Annotated in this window: 22 protein-coding genes; 13 read left to right on the forward strand and 9 right to left on the reverse strand. The window is 63.3% G+C overall.

Annotated elements, in window-relative coordinates; genetic code table 11:
• The first annotated feature begins 5 nt into the window (after positions 1-5).
• Positions 6-1,262, forward strand: coding sequence for an aminopeptidase (locus AC1DZP_RS05490; RefSeq protein ID WP_477225985.1), 1,257 nt, complete (start codon positions 6-8; stop codon positions 1,260-1,262).
• Between the two features lie 21 nt (positions 1,263-1,283).
• Positions 1,284-1,640 carry a DUF488 domain-containing protein gene (locus AC1DZP_RS05495; RefSeq protein WP_477225984.1) on the forward strand — a complete coding sequence of 119 codons (357 nt, stop codon included), beginning with the start codon at positions 1,284-1,286 and terminating at the stop codon, positions 1,638-1,640.
• A gap of 246 nt (positions 1,641-1,886) precedes the next feature.
• Here AC1DZP_RS05495 and AC1DZP_RS05500 read toward each other — a convergent pair whose 3' ends face one another.
• Positions 1,887-2,243 carry an ArsC family reductase gene (locus AC1DZP_RS05500; protein ID WP_477300648.1) on the reverse strand — a complete coding sequence of 119 codons (357 nt, stop codon included), beginning with the start codon at positions 2,241-2,243 and terminating at the stop codon, positions 1,887-1,889.
• Between the two features lie 154 nt (positions 2,244-2,397).
• Between AC1DZP_RS05500 and AC1DZP_RS05505 the strand changes: the two genes are divergently transcribed.
• The 3 genes from AC1DZP_RS05505 to AC1DZP_RS05515 are packed head-to-tail and all read left to right on the forward strand — an operon-like array spanning position 2,398 to position 3,799.
• Complete coding sequence (locus tag AC1DZP_RS05505) at positions 2,398-2,961, forward strand: dihydrofolate reductase family protein (protein WP_477300650.1); 564 nt, start codon at positions 2,398-2,400, stop codon at positions 2,959-2,961.
• Between the two features lie 5 nt (positions 2,962-2,966).
• A complete protein-coding gene (locus AC1DZP_RS05510) occupies positions 2,967-3,323 on the forward strand; it encodes an ArsR/SmtB family transcription factor (RefSeq protein WP_477300652.1) in 357 nt (118 codons plus the stop codon).
• A complete protein-coding gene (locus AC1DZP_RS05515; RefSeq protein WP_477300654.1) occupies positions 3,320-3,799 on the forward strand; it encodes an SRPBCC family protein in 480 nt (159 codons plus the stop codon). The genes AC1DZP_RS05510 and AC1DZP_RS05515 overlap by 4 nt, the downstream gene beginning before the upstream one ends.
• A gap of 99 nt (positions 3,800-3,898) precedes the next feature.
• Here the strand turns inward: AC1DZP_RS05515 and AC1DZP_RS05520 are convergent, their stop codons facing one another.
• The 7 genes from AC1DZP_RS05520 to AC1DZP_RS05550 form a co-directional block, all read right to left on the reverse strand.
• On the reverse strand, positions 3,899-4,252 hold the full coding sequence (locus AC1DZP_RS05520; RefSeq protein ID WP_477300656.1) for a SnoaL-like domain-containing protein: 354 nt from the start codon (positions 4,250-4,252) through the stop codon (positions 3,899-3,901).
• Between the two features lie 409 nt (positions 4,253-4,661).
• Positions 4,662-5,747: an ABC transporter ATP-binding protein gene (locus tag AC1DZP_RS05525; protein WP_477300658.1), complete on the reverse strand. Its 1,086-nt coding sequence runs from the start codon at positions 5,745-5,747 to the stop codon at positions 4,662-4,664.
• Positions 5,737-6,345, reverse strand: coding sequence for a cupin domain-containing protein (locus AC1DZP_RS05530; protein WP_477300660.1), 609 nt, complete (start codon positions 6,343-6,345; stop codon positions 5,737-5,739). The genes AC1DZP_RS05525 and AC1DZP_RS05530 overlap by 11 nt, the downstream gene beginning before the upstream one ends.
• A gap of 204 nt (positions 6,346-6,549) precedes the next feature.
• Entirely contained in the window at positions 6,550-7,614 is a 1,065-nt protein-coding gene (locus AC1DZP_RS05535; protein WP_477300662.1) for an ABC transporter substrate-binding protein, read from the reverse strand.
• Positions 7,599-8,468, reverse strand: a complete 870-nt coding sequence (locus AC1DZP_RS05540; protein ID WP_477300664.1) for an ABC transporter permease — start codon at positions 8,466-8,468, stop codon at positions 7,599-7,601. Before AC1DZP_RS05540 ends, AC1DZP_RS05535 begins: the two co-directional genes overlap by 16 nt.
• Positions 8,465-9,349, reverse strand: a complete 885-nt coding sequence (locus tag AC1DZP_RS05545; protein WP_457153031.1) for an ABC transporter permease — start codon at positions 9,347-9,349, stop codon at positions 8,465-8,467. Before AC1DZP_RS05545 ends, AC1DZP_RS05540 begins: the two co-directional genes overlap by 4 nt.
• 84 nt (positions 9,350-9,433) lie before the next feature.
• Entirely contained in the window at positions 9,434-10,717 is a 1,284-nt protein-coding gene (locus AC1DZP_RS05550) for an NAD(P)/FAD-dependent oxidoreductase (protein ID WP_477300666.1), read from the reverse strand.
• Positions 10,718-10,961: 244 nt separating this feature from the next.
• On the opposite strand from AC1DZP_RS05550, the gene AC1DZP_RS05555 reads away from it, so the two are divergent.
• The 5 genes from AC1DZP_RS05555 to AC1DZP_RS05575 all read left to right on the forward strand — a co-directional run bounded on the left by AC1DZP_RS05555 (position 10,962) and on the right by AC1DZP_RS05575 (position 16,453).
• A complete protein-coding gene (locus AC1DZP_RS05555; RefSeq protein WP_477300668.1) occupies positions 10,962-12,119 on the forward strand; it encodes a fumarylacetoacetate hydrolase family protein in 1,158 nt (385 codons plus the stop codon).
• A 348-nt stretch (positions 12,120-12,467) separates the two neighbouring features.
• Complete coding sequence (locus tag AC1DZP_RS05560; RefSeq protein ID WP_095091864.1) at positions 12,468-13,403, forward strand: substrate-binding domain-containing protein; 936 nt, start codon at positions 12,468-12,470, stop codon at positions 13,401-13,403.
• 121 nt (positions 13,404-13,524) lie between these two features.
• Positions 13,525-14,511: an ABC transporter permease gene (locus AC1DZP_RS05565; RefSeq protein ID WP_095091975.1), complete on the forward strand. Its 987-nt coding sequence runs from the start codon at positions 13,525-13,527 to the stop codon at positions 14,509-14,511.
• Between the two features lie 3 nt (positions 14,512-14,514).
• Positions 14,515-15,306, forward strand: coding sequence for an ATP-binding cassette domain-containing protein (locus tag AC1DZP_RS05570; protein WP_457154340.1), 792 nt, complete (start codon positions 14,515-14,517; stop codon positions 15,304-15,306).
• Between the two features lie 124 nt (positions 15,307-15,430).
• On the forward strand, positions 15,431-16,453 hold the full coding sequence (locus tag AC1DZP_RS05575; RefSeq protein ID WP_477300670.1) for a LacI family DNA-binding transcriptional regulator: 1,023 nt from the start codon (positions 15,431-15,433) through the stop codon (positions 16,451-16,453).
• Between the two features lie 330 nt (positions 16,454-16,783).
• Here the strand turns inward: AC1DZP_RS05575 and AC1DZP_RS05580 are convergent, their stop codons facing one another.
• Positions 16,784-17,374 carry a TetR/AcrR family transcriptional regulator gene (locus AC1DZP_RS05580; RefSeq protein ID WP_477300672.1) on the reverse strand — a complete coding sequence of 197 codons (591 nt, stop codon included), beginning with the start codon at positions 17,372-17,374 and terminating at the stop codon, positions 16,784-16,786.
• Between the two features lie 260 nt (positions 17,375-17,634).
• Between AC1DZP_RS05580 and AC1DZP_RS05585 the strand changes: the two genes are divergently transcribed.
• The 3 genes from AC1DZP_RS05585 to AC1DZP_RS05595 are packed head-to-tail and all read left to right on the forward strand — an operon-like array spanning position 17,635 to position 22,229.
• Positions 17,635-17,889, forward strand: coding sequence for a hypothetical protein (locus AC1DZP_RS05585; RefSeq protein WP_477300674.1), 255 nt, complete (start codon positions 17,635-17,637; stop codon positions 17,887-17,889).
• Positions 17,883-21,062: a multidrug efflux RND transporter permease subunit gene (locus AC1DZP_RS05590; RefSeq protein WP_184871481.1), complete on the forward strand. Its 3,180-nt coding sequence runs from the start codon at positions 17,883-17,885 to the stop codon at positions 21,060-21,062. Before AC1DZP_RS05585 ends, AC1DZP_RS05590 begins: the two co-directional genes overlap by 7 nt.
• Before the next feature lie 15 nt (positions 21,063-21,077).
• Entirely contained in the window at positions 21,078-22,229 is a 1,152-nt protein-coding gene (locus AC1DZP_RS05595; protein WP_477300676.1) for an efflux RND transporter periplasmic adaptor subunit, read from the forward strand.
• Positions 22,230-22,231 lie beyond the last annotated feature (2 nt).

Consider the following 22,231-nt stretch of genomic DNA (forward strand, 5'->3'; position numbering starts at 1 on the left):
GGATCATGACCACACATTCGCGCGGCGTTGCCGCATCGATCGACCCGGTGAAGCTCGACAGGCTGGCGGAAGTCGCCATCAAGGTCGGGCTGCAGTTGCAACCCGGACAGGACCTGGTGCTGACGTCGTCGATCGCGGCACTGCCGCTGACCAGACGGATCGTCGAGCATGCCTACAAGGCCGGCGCCGGGCTGGTGACGCCGATCTTCAACGACGACGAGATGACGCTGGCGCGCTATCGCTTCGGCGCCGATGCCAGTTTCGACCGGGCCGCCGGCTGGCTTTATGAAGGCATGGCTAAGGCCTTCGCCAACAATGCGGCGCGGCTTGCCGTACGCGGCGAGGATCCGTCGCTGTTGTCGGCGCAGGATCCGGCGAAAGTGGCGCGCGCCAACAAGGCGAATTCGATGGCCTATCAGCCGGCACTGGAGAAGATCACCGGCTTCGATATCAATTGGAACATCGTCGCCTACCCGGATCTCGCCTGGGCCAGGCAGGTCTTCCCGGATGATGCCGACGACGTTGCCGTGGCGAAGCTCGCCGACGCCATCTTTGCGGCGTCGCGCGTGGACGTCGAAGACCCGATCGGCAACTGGAAGGCGCACAATGCAGCACTTCGTGGCCGCACCGAATGGCTCAACGGCCACAATTTCCATGCGCTGCATTTCACCGGGCCGGGCACCGACCTGACCGTCGGGTTGGCGGACGGCCACGAATGGATGGGCGGCGCCTCGACCGCCAAGAACGGCATCACCTGCAACCCGAACATCCCGACCGAGGAAGTCTTCACCACGCCGCATGCCAGGCGCGTCGAGGGCCATGTCTCCTCGACCAAGCCGCTGTCCTACCAAGGCACGCTGATCGACGAGATCTCGGTGCGTTTCGAGGAGGGCCGGATCGTCGAGGCGAAGGCTTCGAAGGGCGAGGACGTGCTGAAGAAGGTGCTCGACACCGACGAGGGCGCGCGCCGTCTCGGCGAGGTGGCGCTGGTGCCGCATTCTTCGCCGATCGCGGCCAGCGGCCTGTTGTTCTTCAACACGCTGTTCGACGAGAACGCCGCCTGCCACATCGCACTCGGCCAGTGCTATTCGAAGTGTTTCGTCGACGGCGCCTCGCTCAGCCAGGACGAAATCGCCGCACGCGGCGGCAACAAGAGCTTCATCCACATCGACTGGATGATCGGCTCGGACAAGATCGACATAGATGGCGTCCACAAGGATGGCGCTCGTGTGCCGGTGATGCGCAAGGGCGAGTGGGCCTGACAGGCACTTGAGGAGCGTTGGATGGCCTTCGACCTGGCGGTCAAGCGGATCTACGAGCCGCCGGCGCCCGACGATGGGCAACGGGTTCTGGTCGACCGGATCTGGCCACGCGGCGTCAGCAAGCAAGAGGCCGTGTTGGCGCTATGGCTGAGGGAGATCGCACCGAGCGACGGCTTGCGCGGATGGTTCGGCCATGCGCCGGAGCGCTGGGCGGAGTTTCAGAAGCGATATCGGGCTGAGCTGGACGGGAATGCAGAGGTGGTCGGGCAGTTGCGTGCGCTGCTCGACACGGGAAAGGTCACGCTGCTCTATGGTGCGCATGACGAAGCGCACAACAATGCGGTGGCGCTGGCGGCGTATCTCAGAAAGTCGGATTGAAGGGCGCCTATTCCCTGCAACGGTGGCGATTGGCCGATCTCCCCACTTGCGGGGGAGATGCCCGGCAGGGCAGAGGGGGGTGCTGTCCCTCCGGTCTGTCAACTAATTGCAACTGCGGCCACGTGCTTCGACAGGCCCCTTTGGAATAAGTCGGCCGACGGTTGGCGATCCTTCCCACCCCCCTCTGGCCTGCCGGCCATCTCCCCCGCAAGGGGGGAGATCGGCAGCTTCGCCGTCCTGCTGCTCCTACTTAAAACTGCCCACCGCCATCTCATAAACATCCGGCTTGAAGCCGACCAGAATCTTCTCGCCCAGGTCCAGCACCGGCCGCTTGATCATGGTCGGCTTGGCCAGCATGAGCGCCTTGGCCTTCTTCTCGTCGAGGTTCTGCTTGTCCGTGTCGGCCAATTCGCGAAAGGTCGTGCTCGCCTTGTTGATCAGGATTTCCCAGCCAACCTTGCCGACCCAGCCATCCAGCCGCTTCGCCTCCAGCCCTTCCGCCCTGTAGTCGTGAAACCGGTAGGGCACATCATGACCCTCCAGCCAGACGCGTGCCTTCCTGATCGTGTCGCAGGTGGTGATGCCGTACATCGTGATCGTCAAGCGCACTTCCCCAAACTGACAGTCGAATCCGCTCCCAGCCTAGAACCGCCCTTCCCGCTTTGCCAGCACCCCTGGTTGGCATCCTTCGAATTTTGGCTGTTGCCAACACTAAGGATTTTTCCTAAGTATTGGTCAGCGCTGGAAAGGAATGACCATGGCCAGGATCGTTGTATCGGAATTCATCTCCATCGATGGCGTGATGGAAGCGCCGGGAGGCGAGCCGGGCTACCGGCACACCAACTGGGTCGGCAAACGGCACGAGGCCGGACAGATCGAGTACAAATTCCAAGAGGTACTGGACCACGAAGCGCTGCTGATCGGCCGGGTGACCTATGAAAGCTTCGCGGACGCCTGGCCGACCTACAAAGGCGCCTTTGCGGACCGGATGAACAGCATGCCGAAATATGTGGTGTCGGCGACGGTGAAGACCCCGGCCTGGAACAACACGACAGTCCTTCAAGGCGAGCTGATGGCCGCCATCCGCAAACTCAAGCAGGATCTGAAAGGCGATATCGTCGTTGGCGGTAGCCGCACGCTGGTCAACGCGCTCAAGCAGCACGACCTTGTCGATGAATACCGGCTGATGGTGTTCCCGGTCATGCTCGGCAGCGGCACGCAGCTTTTCGACAGGACCGAGGACGCGACGGACCTCAGGCTGGTCGACACACGCTCCTTCGCCAACGGCGCCGTGGTGCTCGCCTATCGTGTCGAGCGGTGATCGCCATGACAAGTCTGCAATCCGCGACACAAACGCCGCCACCGATCGACGGCATCTTTCGCGCCCTGTCGGACCCGACGCGGCGACGCGTGGTGGAGCGGTTGAACCGCAGCCCCGCCTCGGTCAGCGAACTTGCGAAGCCCTTCGACATGGCCCTGCCCTCGTTCATCGAGCATCTGCGGGTTTTGGAGGGCTGCGGGCTGGTGCGCTCGGAAAAGACCGGCCGGGTCAGGACCTATCAACTGGCGCCTGAGCCGCTGAAGCTTGCCGAAAACTGGCTGGCCGAACAGCGCACATTGTGGGAACGCCGCCTCGACCAGTTCGACGCCTATGTGATGACCCTGAAGGAGAAAGACGCATGAGCTATCCGTTCAAGCCGGACCCCAGACTGGACCTCGTGCTGGAGCGTGTCGTCGATGCGCCGCGCGAGTTGTTGTGGAAAGCCTGGACGACCCCTGCCCATGTCAAGCAGTGGTTCACGCCGAAGCCGTGGACCGTCACCGACTGCGAGATCGACCTCAGGCCGGGCGGGCTGTTTCGCACGCGCATGCAGTCGCCTGACGGCAAGGAGGTCAACGACCGCCATTGCTGCTATCTGGAAATCGTGCCGAACGAGAGGTTGGTGTGGACGGATGCGCTGCTGCCGGGTTATCGGCCGTCAGGGGAGCCGTTCATCACCGCAGTCATTTCCTTGCAGCCGGACGGCAAGGGTACGCGCTACACCGCCACCGCCATCCACCGCGACGAAGCGACCCGCAAGAACCATGAAGAGATGGGCTTCTTCGATGGCTGGGGCACTGTGGCGGATCAACTGGCAGAGTACGTGAAGACGATTTGAACTCTCACATGCGGCCGGGCTATCGTCCCGGCCGCCATGCTTATTTTCAAGCCTGCAGCGAAGCGAGCAGGCTCCCGGAGCCCGGTATTATTTCCGGCCTCAGTAGTAGAAGCGCTCTTCGGTGATCTTGCCGTTCTTGACCGTGTACACGCCGACTTCATCCATGGTGACACGCTCGCCCGTAGCCTTGGGCGTTATGTCAAACTTGAAGCGCACTGCGAACTGGTCGCCGTTGACATAGGGGCCTTCGACCGAGCCGCCATGGACTTCGTGGTTCTCTTGCCACCACTGGCCCTTCTGCTTGAGGGCCTCCTTGCCATGGGAGACGGCCATCGGCCCCTCCATGGCTTCGTAGCTGACGATTTCGTTGGCATTGTATTTCTCAGCGGCACCGTGGTGGTCGCCTTGCTGTAGGAGTTCGGTGAAATCCTTGGCAATTTCCGCGATGGTCATTTGTGTTCCTCCTGTTCAGACGCATTGCAATTAGGGGACAGCCTGTTGGCCTGCCATCATCGATCCGCTTGGTAGCTGACAAGCGATGTCAGGATGATGATATCGCGCGGGGTATGTGACGACGATTTGAGGGAGCGATCGGCGGATCACATCGCCCTCAGCGGCCGGCCGTTTGGGCCACCATGACGGCTTTGGAATGCCTAAGTCGAATTCGCCTTGCAGATACATACGCATACGCCCGCAGAAGTACGCTCTTGCCTTGTCGACATAGAACAAAACAGGAACCTAGCTTCGAGTCAAGCGTGGGATTTCCACGCGTACGATACCACGGGTGCCACCCATCTGCCGTCGGTAAGCAGTCCAGATGACTGCTCACCCGCGGTGCTCCGGTTCTGGAATGTCGGTGAAACTAGCTTGGCAGCATAGGGCAGTTGGCACCCCGGCGCACCCTGATATGCGCCACATCGCCGACGCTGAATTGAAAACCATCGGCCTGGCGCGGCGCGTCGATGACAACAGGTGCGCCCTGCCCGAGTTCGGCATGCAGGCGCAACGTGCGGCCGTGAAAGACGATGCTGTTGACGCGGGCCGGCGCCGTACCGGGTGCCGCCTCGGTGGCCGCGAGCAAATCCTCGGGCCGCACGCCGACGGTGCGGATCGTGCCCTCGGCCGGAGCTTCGCCGGTTTCGGAGGTCGCTTCCAGCGGCAAGGCACCGGCGGCGAACCGCAAGCGGTCGCCATCGCGCTCGATAAAACGCGACTGCAACAGGTTCATGGTGCCGATGAAACTGGCGACGAATGTGGTGGCGGGCCGATCGTAGAGCGTTGCCGGCGGCGCGATCTGCTCGATGCGGCCCTTGTTCATGACGACGATGCGATCGGAGATCGACAGCGCTTCGGTCTGGTCGTGGGTGACCATGACGAAGGTGGTGCCGAGCCGCGACTGCAGCCGCTTCAGCTCGACCTGCATCTGTTCGCGCAGATGCGCGTCGAGGGCCGACAGCGGCTCGTCGAGCAAGAGCACGCGCGGCTCGCAGACAATGGCGCGGGCGAGCGCCACGCGCTGGCGCTGGCCGCCCGACAGATCGGAGACGCGGGCGCCGAGCTTGTCGGCCAGACCAACCATATCGAGGGCTTCGCCAACGCGTTTTGCCTGCTCGGCGCCGGAAAGTTTTCGCAAGGACAGCCCGAAGCCGACATTTTCGGCAACATTCATATGCGGAAACAGCGCGTAATCCTGGAACACGGTGTTGACTGGCCGGTCGTAGGGCCTGAGTGCAGTGATATCACGGCCGTCGAGCAGCACCTTGCCGCTCGACGGGCTTTCGAAGCCAGCGATGACGCGCAGGCTGGTGGTCTTGCCGCAGCCCGACGGCCCAAGCAGGGTGAGAAACTCGCCGCGGACGATGTCGAGATCGACGGCGTCGAGGCCGACAATGCCGCCTGGAAATATCTTCGAGACCGCCTGCAGCCGGACAAGAGGATCAGGCGCCATCGCGAACCTCGGACGGCTTGGTGGTGTTGACCCAGAGTATCTGGCAGCGCTCGGCGCCCGGATTGCGGAAGGCGTGCAAAAGCGTGCTCTTGAACGCAAAACTGTCGCCGGCCTTCAGCACGTAGTTCGTCGAATCCACCACCAGTTCGACCTCACCCGAAACGACGAAGCCGAATTCATGGCCGGCGTGGGCATAGGCCTCGGCGGTGCCGCCGCCGGCTTCCACCGACACCAGCATGCCGGTCAGCGTCGCGCCCGGTGGCGACAGCAGCGCCTTGGCGATGCCTTCAGATTTGACCGGAATGGCGCGGCGGCTGTTGGCACGCACGCAATAGAGATCGCTCACGGCATCGTTGCCGTCGGCGATCAGCGCCGAAGGTTCGATATCGAGGGCGGCCGCGAGCGGCCAGATCACCTTGACGCGGAGCGAGGACATGCCGCGCTCGATCTGGCTGAGCGCGCCGATCGACACGCCGGCCCTGGCGGCCAGATCGGCCAGCGACAGGTTGCGCTCAAGCCGCAGCGCCCGCACGCGCCGGCCAACCCGCACATCGGCATCGTCCTTCGGCTTTTCAGCCGCTTCGTCCAGCATGTCCATGCATTCGTCCTCGTTGCAGTCAACTTTTGGGCGGGGCGCTTGCTGGGCTTCCCTTCTCCCCTTGTGGGAGAAGGTGTCGCCGAAGGCGACGGATGAGGGGTGTTCCAGCTTGGCAAAGACGGTGATCCGTCCAACACCCCTCATCCGTCTCTGCGCTGCGCGCCGATCCACCTTCTCCCACAAGGGGAGAAGGAAGAACCAGGCTCAGCCGCCTGCCTTGACCTTTTCAAACATCTTGGCGAGTTCGTCATTCTGTTTCATCGGTCCGGTGAAGATGGTGGTCTTCAGCATCACCTCGGGGTCGGACGGCAGCTGCAGTTTTTCCAAATCCTCCTTCGGCACGGTGGCAAAGGCAGAGCTCAGCGAACTGCCATAGCCATAGGACTCGATCAGGTATTTGCCCGAGTCGGCGTCCAGCCGGCTGTTGATGAAATCATAGGCGAGATCGACATTCTTGGCGTCCTTGAGCATGACGAAGCCGCAGGACCAGGTCAGCATGCCCTCCTTCGGTTTCATGAACTCGACCGGCACCCCTTGCTTCTTCAGCGAGGTGGCCGACGCGTTCCAGGTCATGGCGGCGACCAGTTGGCCGCTGGCCAGCGCCTGTTCGACCGAGGTCATGTCGGTGGTGTAGTTGGAGAGCAGCGGACGCTGCTCGCGCAGCTTCTCCGCCACCTTGTCCATTTGCTCCGGCGTCATGTCGAACGGATTGACGCCGGCCAGAAGTGCCGCAACGATCGGCGTGTCATGCACGGCGTCGATGGTCGCCATGCGACCGGCATACTGCTTGTCCCACAGAAGGTTCCAGCTCGCTTCCGGGTTCTTCACCAGATCGGTGCGGTAGAGGATTGAGGTGTTGCCCCAGTCCCACGGCACCATCCAGACCTTGCCGTCACCGGCCTGCAGGTCGGGCAGGTTCTTGAACACCGGGAAGATCGAATCCCAGTTCTTGATGCGCTTGGTGTCGATCGGCTGCAGCAGGCCTTCCTTGTTCCAGCGCGCCACCTTGTCGTAGCAGGGATGGGCGATGTCAGGGCGGAAGCCCGCCTTGACCTTGGTGAAGGCATCATCATCGTCACCGAAGATGGAGGCCTCGACGCCATCGGGATGCGCGGCAAGGAAGCTCTTGTTGAAGTCGGGCAGTTCATAGCCCGACCAGGTGAAATATTGCAGCTTGTCGCCGGCGAAAGCGACGGTCGACGACAGCGCCAGAGCCAGGGCGGCCAGGCCGGTCCGGGCCAACTTTCCAGATATCAGGTCGAATGCCATTGCAGTTCTCCTCTCTTGGTTTGTTTTGGTTGTGATGGATCCGCGGGTCGTGGCGCCGCTGCGGACAGGCCGCGATGGCGCAGGATTTCGGCGATTGCAGCAATGACGAAGGAGACGGCCAGGATCGACGTGCCCAGCGCCATGACGGTCGGCAGCGATTTCGGGAACCTAAGCTGGCTCCAGATATAGAGCGGCAGCGTCGGCTCTGTGCCGGCGAGGAAGAAGACGACGATGAACTCGTCGAAGGAGATCAGGAAGGCCAGCATGAAGGCCGAGACGATGGCCGGCAGGCTGAGCGGCAGCATCACCCGCCGGAAGGTCGTCCAGTCGGAAGCGCCGAGGTCGAGTGCCGCCTCGCGAATGGTTTTCGGAATGGCGGCAAAGCGGCTGCGCATGATCACCACCGTCGTTGGCAGTGCCACCAGTATGTGGCCGAGAACGATGGCAATGCGCGACGGCCCGAGACCGATGAGGTTGATGAGGATCAGCAATGATATGCCGACGATGACACCCGGGATCAGGATCGGCAGCCGCGCGACGGCGCTGATGACGGCGGCCAGCGGCGAGCGGCCATAGAGATCCATGTAGGACACGGTGATGCCGCACAGCGTTGCCCCCGTGGCGGCAATCGCAGCGATGACGAGGCTGTTGACGAGCGCGCCGGACAGCACCGAATTGCCGTAGAGCGTCGCGTACCATTGCAAGGTGAAGCCCTGCAGCGGAAATGCTGCCTGGATCGAGTTGTTGAAGGAAAACAGCGGGATCAGCAGCACCGGCAAATAGAGAAAGACCAGGTAGGCGATGACATAGACGCCAAGCCAGCGGCCGCCACCCTGCGTGTGCGCGATGTTCATGTGCGGCTGCCAAATCTGCGGTCGGTGAAGCGTGCGACCAGCACCACAGCAAGGATGACCAGCATGACGGCGACGGCGAGTGCGGCGCCAAACGGCCAGTCGTTGGCCTTGCCGAACTCGGCCTGGATCAGCGTACCGATCATGGTGCTGGCCGGGCCGCCGACGAGCGCTGGCGTGACATAGTCGCCGACCGTCGGCACGAAGACGACAAGTGCGGCCGCCAGCACGCCGGGCATCGAATTGGGCAGCACGACCCGGCGGAAAGAGGTGAAGGGTCTGGCGCCGAGATCGGAAGCGGCCTCGATCAGCGACTTCGGGATGGTGTCCAGCGCCACATAGATCGGCAGGATGGCGAACGGCGCATAGGCGTGGGCGAGCGTGACGACGACAGCGGCCGGCGTGTTGAGAAAGGCCAATGTCGGCTCGGACCAGATGCCGCTTTCGATCAGCGCCGAGTTCAAGACGCCGTTGTAGGCGAGCACGATCTTCCAGGCGAAGACTCGCAGGAGATAGCTGGTCCAGAACGGCAGCGTCACCAGGAATAGCAGCAGGCCGCGCCGCCGTCCGGCATGGAAGGCAAGGTAGTAGGCAACGGGATAGGCGGTGACGACGGTGGCCAGCGTCACCAGCGCGGCAATGACCAGCGAGCGCAGCGTCACCGTCCAGTACAGCGGATCGGACAGCACGGTGGCGAAATTCGCCAGGCTGAAACCGGTGCCGAGCAGCGAACCGTCGTTGTTTCGGAAGGCAAGGAAGAGCACCAGGCCGAGGGCAAACAGGATCAGCAGGAAGGTGACCAATGCGCCCGGCAGCAACATCGCGACCCGGAAGCCCGTTGAAGACCGGGCCTCTGGCGCTTGCGTTGCAACAATGGTCGACATCGACCTGCCCATCGAATTTTGAAATTACCTAAGAATTTTTCATATTCATGAAACTGTCAAGCGGAATCCCGCTGGCATGCTGCGTCAACGCTCCAGCGCATCGAGCAGGCGATACCAGGCGATGGTCGCGGCAACGCCGACCTGCCGGAAGGCGTGGAACGGGATCGGCCGGATCGGCGTGAGCGGAAACGGCAGTTGCCTGGCGTCGCCATTGGAAAGATAGGTTGCGATGCGCTCGCCAAGCGCGGTCATCAGGCCGACGCCACGGCCCTGGCAGCCGACCACGGCGACAAGGCCTTGCTCCGGCTCGTGGATGTGCGGCAGGTGGTCCGGCGTCATCGCCACCCGGCCGAACCAGCGCTTCTCGATGGCGACGTTGGACAGGCCGGGGTAGAGCCGCCGCAGCGCCCGCTCGAGATGTGCCCAGTCACTGGCGCTCGTCGGCAAGGCCATGCGGCCGCGCCCGCCGAGCACCAGCCGGCCATCGGCGCTCTTGCGGTAGTAGACGAGGATGCGACGCGAATCCGACACCGCCTGCCCTTCCGGCAGGATCGTGGCCGCCAGTTTGGGCGGCAACGGTGCCGTGGCGATCTGGAAGGAATGCAGCGGCACGATCGTCTCGGCGAGGCCAGGGATCAAACCATCCGTATAGGCGTTGGTCGCCAGCACGACCGCCTTCGCCTGCAATTCAGTGCCGCTTTCGGTCGAAACACGCCAAACGCCGCCGGCGTTGACGAGCTTTACGACCTTCTGGCGCTCCGCTATCCCGACACCAGCCGCCACTGCGACCCGGGCCAGTTCCGATGTGTAAGCGAGCGGATCGATGACACCGGCGCGGCGGTCGAGCCAGCCACCGAGATACCCTCGAGCGCCGGTCATCGCCGCGATCTCGGCCTCAGTCAAAAGCTCGACGTCGGCGCCCCTCGCCCGCCATTGCCGGTCACGGTTTGCCGCCGCCTTCAGCGCGGCCTCGGTGTGCGCCGCCTGGATCCAGCCATTGCGGACGAAGGGAACCGCCAGTTTTTCATCGCGGATCAGTTCGAACACGGCATCCGCAGTCGAAGCGGCGAAATCGATCAGCGCCTCGCCGCGCTCCGGGCCAAAATGCGCGAGCAACCATGCCGGATCGTATTTAAGACCGGGAATGACCTGCCCGCCATTGAGCCCCGAGGCGCCGCGGCCGATGTCGCCGGCCTCCAGCACCTGCACGGACATGCCAGAGCGGGCCGCATGCAAAGCCGTCGACAAACCCATGATGCCGCCACCGACAATGACCACATCGACACGTCCGCCGCCGGCAAACAGCGACTGAAACCTGGAGGCCGCTTGCGGCTTGCGCCAGACGGGATCGGAGAACGGTGCGGGCAAAGGGTCACCTGGATGGGCTGCGATGAATGAAAACTGTAGTCAGAATTTCACGATTTTGAAATAGCGTTCGCGGCCCTGACATTTGGACCAACGCCAACGGACCTTTCGGACCAGGTACTTGCCGATCGAACACGGCAATGCAGATTGGCAAGCAAACGGGATAGACCTTTGACCGGAATCCGGTGAAGGTGCCGCGCCGATGCGGCTAGCCCGCATTGTCGATCATTTCAGAGGACCGAACGCCATGACCAACCCCACGCACCTGCCCGCTGAAGGCCTTTTTGTCGGCCGCGCCAGGAGCAGTGATGTCCCGTACCCCATGGTGGTCACGGTGCGCGACGGCACGGTCCTCGACATCACGTCGAGCGCGGCACCGACCGTGCGTGATGTCTGCGGGATGCCTGATCCGGCCGGTCATGTGCGGTCTGCCAAGGGCAAACCGATCGGCTCGCTCGAGGCCGTCGCCGCGAACAGTTTTGCGGCCACGCGCGATGCCAAAAAGCCGTATCTGCTGTCCCCGGTCGACCTCCAGGCGGTCAAGGCCTCGGGCGTCACCTTCGTCGTCAGCCTGCTCGAACGGGTGATCGAGGAACAGGCGCGCGGTTCGGCGGAAAAAGCCGACGCCATCCGCGCCGACATTGCCGGGCTGATTGGCCACGATCTGTCGAAGCTGAAGCCCGGTTCGCCAGAAGCGATGGAGATCAAGGCCAAGCTCATCGCACGCGGCGCGTGGTCGCAATATCTGGAAGTCGGCATCGGCCCCGACGCCGAGATCTTTACGAAGTGCCAGCCGATGGCCTCGGTCGGCTTCGGCGCCGATGTCGGCCTGCACCCGGTGTCGACCTGGAACAACCCCGAGCCCGAGATCGCCATGATCGCCGCCGGCAGCGGCAGGATCGTCGGCGCCACCATCGGCAACGACGTCAATCTGCGCGACGTCGAAGGGCGTTCGGCGCTGCTGCTCGGCAAGGCCAAGGACAACAATGCCTCGGCCGCCCTCGGCCCCTTCATACGGCTGTTCGACGACACATTCTCGATCGATGACGTGAAGCGGGCCGTCGTGCGCCTGAAGGTCGAAGGCGAGGACGGGTTCTCGCTGGAGGGCGCAAGCTCGATGGCCGAGATCAGCCGCTCGCCGGAAGAGCTGGTTGCCGCCGCCATGGGTCCGCACCACCAGTATCCCGACGGGCTGGCGCTCTATCTCGGCACCATGTTCGTGCCGTCGAAGGATCGCGGCGAAAAGGGCAAGGGCTTCACCCACAAGGTCGGCGACATCGTCACGATCTCGTCGGAAAAATTCGGCGCGCTGGTCAACCGCGTGCGGCTGTCGCCCGACTGCCCGCACTGGACCTACGGCGCCAGCCATCTGATGCGCGAGTTGGCCGGGGCCAAGCTTATCTAGCCGGCCTCCGCTCGCACGCCCGTGCCGGCATTCCGACCGCCAAGGTGTGGCGGCTGATGTTGGGGGGGCGATGGCGGAGCTTGCGGGAGTGATCCTCGTCGGCTCCGGCGGCATCGTCGACGCCAATCTTTCGACCGCCGCGAAAAACCACCGCAACTGATGCAATCTGATGGGAGCGTTGATGGCGCCCCGTCAGGCGCCCACTACATCTGCAGATGGAGGCTTGCCATCCGTCGAAAAAGGGAATGCTCTGACGCATCCAACCGGCGCTGGCAAATACGCGATCCGGCGGTCGCCGGAACAAGGGACGGATAAGGAACTGACCATCTACAAACGGGAGGAAATCAAATGCTGACACGGCTAAGACTCGTTCTATATGGCCTGTTGGTGGCGCTGACGATTGTTCCGGCAGCGGCACAGGCCAAGACCTTCTACTGGATTTCGCATGGCGGCCCGGCTGACCCGGTCTGGACCTACTTCCTGGCCGGCGCGAAGCAATGGGCCAAGGACACCGGCAACACCGTCAACACCTCGTTCCACAATGGCGACGTGGCCTCGCAGCAGGAAGCGGTTCGCGCCGCCCTCTCCGCCAAGGCCGACGGCATCGTCACCACCAGTCCTGATCCGGGCAGCCTTGTCGAGATCGTCAAGGAAGCCCGCGCGGCCAACATCCCGATCATCAACTTCAACACGCCAGACCCCAAAGCCAATTTCAACGCCTATGTCGGCGGTGACAACGTCACCTTCGGCAAGCACTGGGCGCAGTATCTGGTCGACAAGGGCCTGGTGAAGAAAGGTGACTTCGTCTGGATGCCGGTCGAGGTTCCCGGCGCCACCTATGGCGTCCAGGAAGAGGAAGGCATCAAGAGCGTCTTCGGTCCGCTCGGCATCACGTATGAGATCACGGAGGCGACGCTTGACCAGGCCGAAGTGATCAACCGCATGGTCGATTACCTCACCGCCAACAAGGCCAAGGTCAAGGCGATCATCGGCCTTGGCGACCTGGTGACCGGCTCGATCAAGCGGGTCTTCGACCAGGTCGGCATCAAGCCGGGTGAAATTCCGGTCGTCGGCTGGGGCAACTCGCTCGACACCACCCAGGAAGTGCTGAACGGCTACGTCAATGCCGGCCAGTGGCAGGACCCGCAGGCGACCAGCTATGTCGCCCTCTCCCTGGCCAACATGGCCGCTGCCGGCATTCCTCCGGGCTTCAACGTGATCACCGGTGCGCTCTACGAAAAGGATACCGCCGCGGTCTACGACAAGATCCTGTCCGGCAAATAAGATTCCAAACTCAAACAGTCGCGACTGCCCCGGCGGTCGCGACTGACTTCTCCGTCCTCGCCGAGCCCTTCGCATGCGGATGTGCAAGGCTCAGCCTTTCCAATCCTATCGCGGGTTGCTCGTGGAAAATCGTTCGCTCATCCAACACCTGATCGCGCGGCCTGAATTCGGCCCCTTGGTGCTACTCGTCATCGAGATCGCCGTTTTCTGGAGCATCAACCACGACTTCCTGTCGCCGCAGAACATTTCGAACACGCTGGCCTTCACGGTCGAACTCGGCCTGATCGCTCTGGCGATGACGCTGTTGATGACGTCGGGCGAGTTCGACCTTTCGGTCGGTTCGCTGTTCGGCTTCTCGCCGGTGCTGATGTGGACGCTGTTCAACAGCGGCCTCACCTCGCTTGAGGTCGGCTTTGTCGCGGCGCTGCTGGTCGCCGCCTTCATCGGGCTGGTCAATGGCTGGTTCGTCACGCAGCTCAAGATCCCGTCCTTCCTGGTGACGCTCGGCATGCTGCTGGTGGTGCGCGGCACCGCCCTTTTCGTCACCGACGGGTTTCCGCAGCGCACCTGGAGCGCCGAAGGCAGCTGGCTGGCGGAGGCGCTGGTCGGCGACTTCTTCATCGGACCGTTCCGCATCTACATGTCGCTGTTCTGGTTCATCGCCGCGGCCATCGCGCTCGGCTATGTCCTGACGCAGAGCCGCACCGGCAACTGGATCCAGGCGGCCGGCGGCAATCCCAATGCGGCGCGCGCCCGCGGCGTCAACGTCAGCGGCGTCAAGATCGGCCTGTTCGTCCTGTCATCGCTGATGGCCTCGCTTGCCGGCGTCATCTCTTCGCTGCGCACCTCGGCCGCCAACCCCAACAGCGGCACCGGCTATGAGCTCGAAGTCATCGCCATGGTGGTGATCGGCGGCACGGCGCTGACCGGCGGGCGCGGCACGATCATCGGCACCGTGCTCGGCATCCTGATCCTGCGCGTCATGCGCAACGGCATTGTGTTGATCGGCGTGCCCGGCCTTGCCTACAACATCTTCATCGGTGCGATCATCCTTGGCATGATGGCGCTCCATTCATGGCTGGAACGCCGGCATCAGGCAGGGACTTGAACCATGGCCGAGCCACTGATCCGCATGCAGAACATCCGCAAGTCCTATGGCCGCGTGCAGGCACTCGAGGACGCCAGTTTCCATGTCAATGAACGGGAGATCGTCGGCCTACTCGGCGACAATGGCGCCGGCAAGTCGACTCTGATCAAGGTGCTCTCGGGCGCCGTTCCGCTGACCAGCGGCGACATCTTCATCCGCGGCAAGAAGGTCAGCTTGCGCAACACCAGCGACGCCATCGCCCACGGCATCGAGACGATCTACCAGGACTCGGCGCTGGTCACGCAATTGTCGATCGCCCGCAATTTGTTCCTCGGACGCGAGCCGATCAAGCCGCCGCGCTTCCTCAACCGGATGGACCAGGACGCCATGAACACGGTCGCACGCGACCTGCTCAAGCAGGTCGGCATCTCGAAGAACATCCCGCCGACGACACCGATCGGCTCGCTCTCCGGCGGCGAGCGGCAGGCAGTGGCGATCGCGCGCGCCATGCATTTCGACAGCGACCTCATCATTCTCGACGAGCCGACCAACAATCTCGGCGTCGCCGAAACACAGGGCGTGCTGAGCTTCGTGCGCAACGCCCGCGATTCCGGTCATTCCTGCATTTTCATCGCCCACAACATCCACCATGTCTTCCAGGTGGTCGACCGCATCGTCGTCATGCGCCGGGGCAAGGTGGTCGCCGACGACATCGACCCGAAGAAGACCAGCGTGGCGGAAGTCGAGCGGATCATCACCGGCATGTCGGACAAGGAAATCCGCGATGCCATCGCCGATGGCAAGCCATCGCACTGAGTCCGGGACAGCCGTCTTGTCGAGGCGGCCGAATGACTGTCCGGCTGATGGGCGGCAATCAGCCGTCACCTCAAATCGCATCGCTCGTCTGGCGCGGCATCGCATCGGGACATAGGGTTAGGGCATGAAAGCCACCGTCTCGGATATCGCACGCAATTGCGGGCTGTCGACAGCAACGGTCGACAGGGTGCTCAACAACCGGCCAGGTGCGAGTGCCGCCAACCGGCAGCGTGTCATGGAGGCCGCCAAGCAGCTCGGCTATCTGCCGGTCGCCGATCAGGTGACGCTTCCCTCGCGGCCCGCCCATCTCGAATTCCTGCTGCCGATCGGCAGCAATGCCTTCATGCGCGATCTCGCCGGACATATCGAGGACTATGCCGCGCGGCTGCCGCTTGTCGCCTCGTGCCGGATCCACAACCTCGCCGGAATCTCGCCGAACGCGCTGCAGACCGCCGTCGAAAACCTCTCGCTCAGGGCCAATGGCGTCGGTGTCATCGCCGTCGACCATCCGCGCACACGCAACATCCTGCGCGACATCGTCGACGCCGGCATGCGCCTGGTCACGCTGGTGTCAGATGTTCCGGCCGCACCGCGATCGGCCTATGTCGGCATCGACAACCGGGTGGCGGGACGAACCGCGGCGCTGTTGATGGGACGCTTCCTCGGCGGCCGCACCGGGCACCTGGCGATGGTCGTCGGCTCGCGCTCCTATCGCGGCCACGAAGAGCGCGAAATGGGTTTCCGCTCGGTGCTCAACGAAGAGTTTCCCAACCTGACCGTCAGCAGCGCGGTCGAGATCAACGACGAGCCCGACGTCAGCTATGCCGAGACCATGAAGGCGCTGCACAACGAGCCCGAACTGCTCGGCATCTATTGCGTCGGAGCCGGACATTCGGGCGTTGCAAAGGCGATCCGGGAACTAAGGCCGAACCGCAAGCCGGTGTTCATTTGTCACGACCTCACAAAGGACACCCGGGGCTATCTCGTCGACGACCTGCTCGATGTCGTCATCGACCAGAATGCCAGGCTGATCGCCGAGCAGTCGGTCATCCGCCTGCTCGGCTCGATTGCATCCTCGGCGCCCTATCTGACGCGGAAGTTCATCGAGCCGCGCCTGATCTTCAGGGAAAACGTTCCGGTGCAGTGAAGCTTGCCTGCGCTTTTCCGGTCACACTCGGCAACTTTCGCGGGTGATACAGCGAATCTCCACAGCTGCTATGCACGATCCACGATTGCCGAATCATTGGGCAGCCCCTAATTTGCAGTTGTCGGCCATCTACTCCTCCCAGATGCGATGCCGACGCTGAGTGGGGTGCACCTCCTCCCGCGCCACACTCGAAATCGAGCCCGCTGCCACCTCCTCCCGGCAGCGGGCTTTTTTCGTTCCAGTCAGCCGCGATTGCAATGGCGCTCACGCCAAAGGCGTGGCGCATCGTCCATTCTCGGTCGCGAGATCGAAAAGATTGCCGGGGAGAATTCAGCCGGCAGCAGTGCCGCGGAAGGAGACGATCAGCCCTTCCGCCATGCGCACGAACTGCGCGCTGGGGCCTTCGGTACCGACACTTTGAACGCTGACACGGGCGCCTTCAAGCAGAAGCGACAGCGTATCGGCAAGCAGCTCAGCTTGGCCGATGCCGGCATCCCTGCACAGCGTGACAAGGCGATCGCGCTGGGCTTCCTTGAGTTCCTTGATGACGCGCCGGGCCGGATGATCCGCGTCGGTCAACTCGATGGCTGCGTTGGCCATATCGCAGCCGCGGCCGTCAGCCGTCAGGCAATCGGCGGCCATGCGAACCCAGGCATGCAATTGCGCCAGCTTGTCGCCGGGATGCTGACTCTCGAATTTCTCCCAGATCGCACCAGCCTTGCAGGCGGTGGCGCGCAGGCATTGGATGATGAGATCATCCTTGGAATCGAAATGACGATAGAGCGTCATCTTGTTGGTTCCGGCGGCCTCAGTGATGGCGTCGATGCCGACGCCCTTGATGCCATGCTTGTGAAACATGTCCTGCGCCGTCTCCAGGATCCTGTCCCGGGGGCGAACGCGTTCCACAGTGCCGTCTTCCATCAAAACCTCCTTGGTTTCCCAAAAATCCCTCGGTACGCCTCTTGACTAGGGTGTTACCGGTCTGTAACGTCACGAATGTTACTTACTGGTAACACCTATGTCGCCCTCCGTCAATCACAAGACCGTGAACTGGTCCTGCCAGATCGAGAGGGACCTCAGCGAGATGGGCGAACAATTGCAGTTCATGCGGCCTCGGCCGGTGAAGAGTTGAAAACGGTTCGTGAGCATGGGCTGCGAACCGACAGACAAGGAGCCGGCCAATGCCACAGCGCCGCGATCTTACCATAGATGAAGCCGTCCGGGATCCGATGATCCGGCTGGTCATGAAAGCAGATGGCGTCGACCCGCGCGCCTTCGAAAGGATGCTGCGCTCGCTCGCCGATGCGCAGCACAGCGAGATGCCGTTGCTGCATTCGCTGGGAGAGCCCGGTGACGGGCGCGGCCAAAGGCTGTCCAGGGTTGCCAGCGCCTTCGGCAAGGCAAGAGCGGCCGGGGAGGCGTGTGTTTCGTGGTAAACTTTTTCATTCATCGTCCGATCTTCGCCTCGGCGATCGCCATCATCATGGTGCTCGCCGGGACGATTTGTTATTTCCTGCTGCCCGTCTCGCAATTTCCCGACATCACACCGCCGCAGGTCGTGGTCAGTGCTCATTATCCGGGCGCCAGCGCGCAGGTGGTGGCCGACACCGTGACGACGCCGCTGGAACAGCAGATCAACGGCGTGCAAGGCATGACCTACATGTCGTCGACGAGCTCCAATGACGGCTCCTCGACCATCACGATCACCTTCGATGTCGGCTATTCGCTCAGCACCGCCGCCGTCGACGTCCAGAACCGCGTCTCGCAAGCGGCCTCGTCGCTGCCGGCGATCGTCAATCAGGGCGGCGTTACGATCAAGAAACAGAATCCGAACTTCGTCCTTATCGTCAACCTGACCTCGCCCGACAGTTCGGTCGATCCGGTGGCGCTGAGCAACCTTGCCTATTTGCAGGTGGTCGATCCGCTGAAGCGGTTGCCCGGTGTCGGCGACGTGCAGATCTTCGGCGAGCGGCGCTATTCGATGCGCGTCTGGCTCGATCCGGACAAGCTCGCCAATCTCGGCATCACCGCCGTCGACGTCCAGAACGCTATTGCCGAGCAAAACGTCCAGGTGGCGGCCGGCAAGATCGGCCAGTCGCCGGCCCCGGCCGGCACCGCCTTCGAGATGCAGGTCAACGCCGTCGGCCGCTTGAGCGATCCCAAGGAGTTCGGCGACATCGTCGTGCGCGCCAACACCGACACCGGCTCGCTGGTGCGGCTGCGCGACGTCGCCCGCATCGAGCTCGGTGCGCTGCAATATTCATCGTCGGCCTTCTTCGGCAAGGATCCGACCGTGGTGCTCGCCGTCTACCAGATGCCCGGCTCCAACGCGCTCGATCTGCAGCAGCGCGTCAAGGACAAGATGCAGGAGCTGTCGGCCCGTTTCCCGAAGGGCGTCTCCTATGCGATGCACTACGACACGACCCGCTTCGTCTCGGCGTCGATGCATGACGTGCTGATCACGCTCGGTGAGGCGCTGGTCCTTGTCGTCGCCGTGGTGTTCATCTTCCTGCAGAGCTGGCGCACGACGATCATCCCGACCATCGCCATTCCGGTGTCGCTGGTGGCGACGCTCGTCGTCATGGAGATGCTTGGCTTCTCGCTCAACATGCTGAGCCTGCTCGGCATGGTGCTGGCGATCGGCCTGGTCGTCGACGATGCCATCGTGGTGGTCGAGAACGTCGAACGACAGCTGGAGGCCGGGCTGAAGCCACTGGCGGCGACCAAGGCCGCGATGGCCGAGGTCACCGGTCCGATCATCGCCACCACCGCCGTGCTGATGGCGGTGTTCGTGCCGGTCGCCTTCATTCCCGGCGTCTCCGGCAAGCTCTACAACCAGTTTGCGCTGACGGTGGCGATCTCGGTCGGCATCTCCGCCTTCAATTCGCTGACGCTGAGCCCCGCGCTCAGTGCCGCCTTCCTGCGGCATCGCCAGCCAACGCAGTTCGTGCTGTTCCGCTGGTTCAACACAGGCTTCGACCGGCTGTCGCATGCTTATGCGCACGGCGTGCGCATCCTCATCCGCTTGCGCTGGATCATGCTTGGCCTGTTTGCAGCCGGACTTGTCGCCACCTACTTCGTCTGGCAGCGCCTGCCCTCGACCTTCCTTCCGGTCGAGGACCAGGGCTACTTCTTCGTCGTCATCCAGCTGCCCGACGGCGCTTCACTGGAGCGCACCGACGCGGTGGCGCAAAAGGCGCGCGACATCCTGCAGGCGACACCCGGCGTCGACATCGTCGGCTCGATCAGCGGCCTGAACTTCCTGACCAGTGCGGCGCAGTCGAACTCGGCGGTCGAATTCGCCATCCTCAAGCCCTGGGAGGAACGCAGTCCCGACCAGAGCGCGTCGAAGCTCGTCGCCGATGTGCGCGGCAAGCTGCTGCAGATCCCGGAAGCCTTCGCGTTGAGCTTCGATCCGCCCTCGATCCCCGGGATCGGGACCACGGGCGGCTTCGAATTCGTCGTCGAGGATCTCACCGGCCGCGGCAGTTCAGCCCTCAACGACGCGACGCAAGCCGTGATCGCCGAGGCGCGCAAGCAGCCCGAGATCAATCCGCAGCAGCTGTTCTCGCCATTCTCGACCTCGACGCCGCAGTTCAACTACGACCTCGACCGCAGCAAGGCGAAACTGCTCGGCCTCAACCTGCCGGACGTCTTCAACACGCTGCAGATCTATCTCGGTTCGCTCTACGTCAACGACTTCAACCTGTTCGGCCGCACCTTCCGGGTGACCATCCAGGCCGACAAGGATGCACGTGCGGGCGCTGCCGACATTTCCCGGCTCTATGTGCGCAATGCCTCGGGCGGCATGGTGCCGTTGAGCACACTGGGCAAGCTCGTGCCGTTCGTCGGCCCCGAAACCGTGCCGCACTACAACAACAACGCGTCGGCCTCGATCAATGGCGGTGCCGCACCGGGCTTCTCCTCGGGCCAGGCGGTTGCTGCGATGGAACGGGCCGCCGCCACGGCACTGCCCAGGGATTTCGGTTTCGAATGGACCGGCATCACCTTCCAGGAACTCAAGGCAGGATCGATCGCGTCCGTCGTCTTCGGCCTCGCCATCGTCTTCGTCTTCCTGATCCTGGCGGCGCAGTATGAGAGCTGGGCGATGCCGTTCATGGTGCTGCTGGCAGTGCCGCTCGCCCTGTTCGGCGCGTTCGCGGTGCTGTGGGCGCGTGGCATGCAGATCGACGTCTACTCGCAGATCGGCTTCGTCATGCTGATCGGCCTGGCGGCCAAGAACGCCATCCTGATCGTCGAGTTCGCCAGGAGACGCCGCGAGGAAGGCCTCAGCATCGTCGACGCAGCGATGGAGGCGGCACGGCTGCGGCTGCGGCCGATCCTGATGACGGCTTTCGCCTTCATCCTCGGCGTGCTGCCGCTGATGTTCGCCACCGGCGCCGGTGCCGCAAGCCGTCAGTCGATCGGCACCACCGTCTTTGGCGGCATGGTGGCGGCCACCATCCTGTCGCTGGTGTTCGTACCGGTCTTCTACGCGGTCATCGAACAGCTGCGCGAACGCGGCGGCAATGACGAGCCCGCCGCTGACGAACACACTGAACCAACTGCCGAAACCGCCTTCCCTCCCCTGGCGGAAGCGGCCGAATAAGATTGGAGACTAATCATGCGTAAATGGAAAATCGCGTTGGGAACGGCTGTCGCGCTGGGTGCGATCTCGGTGGCCAGCGTCCATCTGCTCGACATGGGCAACGTCAGCCTCAATGCCGGCACCGCTGGTGCGGCGCCCGCCCCGGCGGCGTTCGTCATGCCGGTGCCGGTGGTCAGCGTCGTCAAGAAGACGATCCCGATCTACCTCGACTACGCCGCGCGGACGGAGCCGATCCGCAACATCACCTTGCAGGCCAGGATTCCGGGCTATCTGCAGGAGCAGGCCGCTGCCGACGGCGTCGACGTCCGCCAGGGCGATCTGCTCTACAAGATCTCGCCTGATGACTTCCAGGCGGCTCTCGACCAGGCGAAGGCGCAGGTGCAGCGCGACACCGCAACGCTCGACTATGCCCAGTCCAATCTCGGGCGCGGCACCGAGCTTGCGAAGAGCGGCTATCTCGCCAAGGACGGGTTCGACCAGCGCACCAGCACCTTGCGCGAAGCACAGGCGTCGCTGGCGCTCAACCAGGCGGCGGTCCGCACGGCCGAGCTCAATCTGAGCTATGCCGAAATCCGCGCGCCGTTCGCCGGACGCCTGGGTCGCAACCAGGCCTCGGTCGGGACGCTGGTCAGCGTTGCCGGCACCGTGCTCAACACGCTGGTGCAGCTCGATCCGATCTACGTCACCTTCAATCCGAGCGAGACGGACCTGGCTGAGATCGAGCAGGCTCGCGCGGCCGGTCCGATCGAGGTCGAGGTCCTGCTTCCCGGCGAGACCGAGGCCAGCCAGAAGGGCGAACTCACCTTCATCGACAATACGGTGGACCGTTCGACCGGCACCATCACGGCGCGGGCGACGATCGGCAACGGCAAGTTCACGCTGCTGCCGGGCCAATATGTACGTGTCCGGCTGCATGTGAAGCAGCAGGCCGATGCGCTGATGGTGCCGCAGACGGCGCTGGGCTCGAGCCAGCTCGGCAAATATCTCTACGTCGTCGGCAAGGGCAACACGGTCGACCAGCGGCTGGTTTCGCTTGGCCCGACCAGCGGCAACCAGGTGGCGATCCTGACCGGCGTGGCCGAAGGCGATCAGGTGATAACAGGCAATCTGCAGAAGATCGGACCCGGAATGCCGATTTCTCCGCTGCCGGAAAAGCCGGCCACCTGAAC

It is taken from the genome of Mesorhizobium sp. P2_F8, assembly GCF_056403655.1.